This is a genomic window from Algoriphagus sp. (assembly GCF_024642405.1).
Taxonomy (GTDB): domain Bacteria; phylum Bacteroidota; class Bacteroidia; order Cytophagales; family Cyclobacteriaceae; genus Algoriphagus.
This window is the reverse complement of the sequence record NZ_JAHEBC010000365.1, coordinates 1-3,726: the sequence shown is the minus strand read 5'-3', so window position 1 is coordinate 3,726 and position 3,726 is coordinate 1. Positions and strand designations below refer to the sequence as shown.

The following is a 3,726-nucleotide window of genomic DNA, read 5'->3' as shown; positions in this document are numbered from 1 at the left end:
TGCTGAAAATATCTTTTGGAAGTTCCGGACGAAGTGCATTCACCTCTCTGACTAGCTCCTGATATTTTTCATTTACATCTTCTTCGTAATTATACTCTACTAGGAGGACTGCCACTCCATCTTTAATCTCCGTCTTGATTTTCTTTATGTCTTCTAATCCATAGATGACATTTTCCAAGGGATCAACCACGAGTTCTTCCATATCCTCAGGACTAGCTCCTGGGTAAATAACCACAACAGGAAATTGTGGGGCTTCTATAACCGGATCCTCGCTTCTTGGCATATTTAAGAAAGTGGTAGTGCCCACAGCAATTGCCATCAGGAAGATAATCAGAGTAAACTGATAGTTTTTGACTGAGAAATCTGAAATTTTCATCGTTTAATTGATTTTGATTGCAGATTCATTGGTCAAATAGGCAGATCCAGAAACGATCAGAAAAGGGAATTCATCCAAACCAGAAAGCACCTGAACAGTCTCATTTGAGATTTTACCAATTTTCACAGGTACCTTTAAAGCTGTACTTTGATCTTTGGTAACAAAAACAAAACCTTCTTTCCCATCCGCATCTAATAATGCTTCATAAGGGATTTCCCACCCGTTGGCCTGCTTAGAAGGAAAAATCTTAGCTCTCCCAAACATTCCGGAAGCCAAGTTTAAATTCCCAGATTTTTCCGGAGAAATTTCAAGTGTAAAAGCACCAGTCCTTGGATCAGCAGATTGACTTTTGCGAACTACTTTTCCTTTCACAAATTCCTCAGGATCATTTCCTAGCTCAATATGGGCAGAATCTCCCTCTGCAATTTGAGTCCAGTTCAAATCATTTATTGCTACTTCAAGAACCCAAGAATCATCTTTGGCGCCATTCGTCTGAAGAATTGGATTTCCAGGAAAAACCTGCTGTCCCTCATTGATGAATTTCCGGAGCACAAAGCCATTTTGGCTTGCCCGGATCTGGGCAAACTGAAAATTAAATTCCACAGCTTTGAGTTGCTCACCGGCTATTTGAAGGGCAGTCTCTGAATTCTGCTTTTGCTCCAGAGTCGCAACACTGTCCTGATAGAGTTTTGAAGCTCTTTCGTAATCACGTTTGGCTTTTTCGAAAGCTATTTTAGCCTGACTCAGTCCAGCTTCCAATTCAGTGAGATTTAAAGAGGCTAAAAGCTGCCCTTTCTTGATTTCATCTCCTTCTTCCACATATACTTTCGATACAATTCCCCCCACTTTAAAAGAAAGGATCGTTTCATCTTTAGTGGTCCAGTTACCACTGGCGGGAATTGATGTGGAAAATGAATCTTTATTAAGTTTCAAAACTGTGACAGGAATAGTATCTCCTTTAAGATTCTTTTCTGATGATTTTTCTTCTACACCGCAACTAGAGATCAGAAGAGATCCTATGATTAGGTAGGAATATAAATGGAATGATTTCATATTGAATTGATTTCAGTTTGGAGTTGTCTTTCAAGTTTAGCCTGAGCTTTTAGCAAGGCATAAGCGTTAATGGTTTTTTGAAGGGCGGCTTGGGTATATTGATTTCGTGCATCGATAAATTCTATAAGAGAATTTGCCCCTTCCTTGAAGCCTCTGTCTACAAGTTTTAAATAGGAAGCAGAGGACTCCAGTTTCTTTTCTGCAGTCTGCAAAGCCGCATGGCTTGTTCGCAAGTCATTTTTGGCAATTTTTAAATCGAGATTAAGCTTCTCGGACAGCAGTTCTTTTTGGTAACCAGTATTTTTCAGATCCCATTCGGATCGAGTGATCTGGTTTCTGTTTCTACCTCCTTGAAAAATTGGAATCCCGAGATTCAGGCCGAAAAAAACATAGGCGCTAGTTTGGGTATTGAATTCGAAATCAAACGCCTGACTTCCAAAATCCGCAAAAGTGTTAAGGCGTGGTACCCAATAGTTTTTACTGGAGTTGAGCTGCGTGTTTTGGATTAATTCCAGCGTGGAGATTTGAAGAATTTCCGGTCTATTGCTCAAATCATCTGCTTGCAATAAAAAATCAATTTCCTCCCAGTCAGGACTTTGTTCTTCAAATTGGATGGAAGTATCCAGATTGCGATTTAAAAGGAAGTTGAGGTAATAAATGGCATTGAGCTCTCTGTTTTTTGCCTCAATCATGAGTGCATTGATATTTTCTACTTCACTTTCGGCCCTGAGTACAGAAGAAGGCAGGCCTTTTCCATTTTCAAGAAGCGAGCGATTATCACGGAGATTGCGTTCTACCAGTTCTTTGGAACTTTCGATGACTTCGATTGCAATGTGTGCCGTGCAAAAATTATAATAGGCGACCTTAATATCCTCGATCAGATTCGCTTTATAAATGTCCAAATCATAAGAAGATACCTGCAACTGATTTTCTCGAATTTGTTTTTGGTAGCGAAGGTCAGGATTGATAATCGGCATAGAAACCCTAACTCTTGCATCATAGAAATTATTCGGGAGGAATTGCTCAGATACATTCTCCAGTTGAGGGAAGCTATTGCTTTGAGTCAACTGATTTAAGGTTCCGTAGACTCCATTTAAAAGATCTCCCAAGGGAATATCGATGGTACGTCCTCCATTGGCAAGATTATAACTGGCATTAAATTCCACCGATGGAAGAAAGTAAGACTTCGCATCTTGCAGAGCCAAAAGACTTTTTTCCAAAGAAACATTCTTCTCTTTTACCACAAGATTATTTGCCAAGCCTTCTTCTATGTATTTATTCAGAATCTCTTGTCCATTGGAAAGCTGGCTCAGTAGGAGAAAAAGACTGAAAAGATATATTTTTCTATAATTCATAAAACATTGTATTTTATTTGAACACTGTTTAATATGTGGGTAAAAAAATATCAGAATGAATCCAATATTTTTGTAAATGATAAATAAGCTTCTTCCATGATGGTATCCTGATTTTCAAAATAAATTGCTTCGCATCTACCTCTAATCCTGAGCGAAACCATTCCATGAACAGTGGACCAGATCATATAAGTCAAAGCCTCGACATCATGACCTTTGAAATTACCAATATCAATACATTCCTGAACTGTACTTCTTAAGAAGCTAAATGTATTATTCCCTTCTTTCCAATCTTCCTCCTTATGATGGGCAATATGATCAATTGGAGCTTCCTTTATAAACATCAGATCATACATATCAGGATTTTCTTTGGCGAATGACATGTAGATTTTTCCCATTGCTTTTAGCCTTTCCAATGGGTTTTCCACGGTTCCTAAAACTTTCATCTTACCAAGAAGCTGTAAAAAACCTTCTTGATGCAGTGAATGAAAAATCTCGTTTTTATCTTTGAAATAATGATAGATTATTCCAGGACTGTATTCAATTTTATCTGCAATATTTCGAATTGAAGTTTTTTCAACCCCCTTTTCCAAAAACAAAGACCGGGCTGCAGCTAAGATTAATGATCTTAGCTCTTCTTTTTCTCTTTCTTTTCTGTCGTTTATTCCCATGATAGTTATTGAACATTCAAATGTAATTAAACAGTGTTTAACATTCCAAATTTAAAATCGAATTTTTTTAATCCCAATAAAAAAATCTTACGCAAATAAATTGATTCTCTCTTATCCAAAAATATATGATTTAATAAAAAACCAGCTTCATTTCTAAAGCTGGTTTTAATCTAGTGGCAGAGAGGAAGGGATTGCTCATACCCGCATCCCATGCCGCACAACCCCTCGCGAATCTCCCTTCGGTCGATTTCGAACCCGAAGTATTTATCGAGGG

Annotated in this window: 4 protein-coding genes; all 4 read right to left on the bottom strand. The window is 38.0% G+C overall.

Translation table 11 applies throughout. The features are described from left to right. Nucleotides 1-376, bottom strand: a 376-nt coding sequence (locus tag Q0L68_RS17835) for an efflux RND transporter permease subunit (protein WP_296705616.1), incomplete at its 3' end; no start/stop codon positions are given. A gap of 3 nt (nucleotides 377-379) precedes the next feature. Beyond that, nucleotides 380-1,429 carry an efflux RND transporter periplasmic adaptor subunit gene (locus tag Q0L68_RS17830; protein ID WP_296705615.1) on the bottom strand — a complete coding sequence of 350 codons (1,050 nt, stop codon included), beginning with the start codon at nucleotides 1,427-1,429 and terminating at the stop codon, nucleotides 380-382. Then, nucleotides 1,426-2,784, bottom strand: coding sequence for a TolC family protein (locus Q0L68_RS17825; protein ID WP_296705614.1), 1,359 nt, complete (start codon nucleotides 2,782-2,784; stop codon nucleotides 1,426-1,428). Before Q0L68_RS17825 ends, Q0L68_RS17830 begins: the two co-directional genes overlap by 4 nt. A gap of 50 nt (nucleotides 2,785-2,834) precedes the next feature. Continuing rightward, on the bottom strand, nucleotides 2,835-3,452 hold the full coding sequence (locus Q0L68_RS17820; protein WP_296705613.1) for a TetR/AcrR family transcriptional regulator: 618 nt from the start codon (nucleotides 3,450-3,452) through the stop codon (nucleotides 2,835-2,837). Between the last annotated feature and the right edge of the window lie 274 nt (nucleotides 3,453-3,726).

Bases quoted from the DNA above. Each gene is read 5' to 3' on its own strand.
- Q0L68_RS17830 (WP_296705615.1), bottom strand. From the start codon at position 1,429: ATGAAATCATTCCATTTATATTCCTACCTAATCATAGGATCTCTTCTG.
- Q0L68_RS17825 (WP_296705614.1), bottom strand. From the start codon at position 2,784: ATGAATTATAGAAAAATATATCTTTTCAGTCTTTTTCTCCTACTGAGC.
- Q0L68_RS17820 (WP_296705613.1), bottom strand. From the start codon at position 3,452: ATGGGAATAAACGACAGAAAAGAAAGAGAAAAAGAAGAGCTAAGATCA.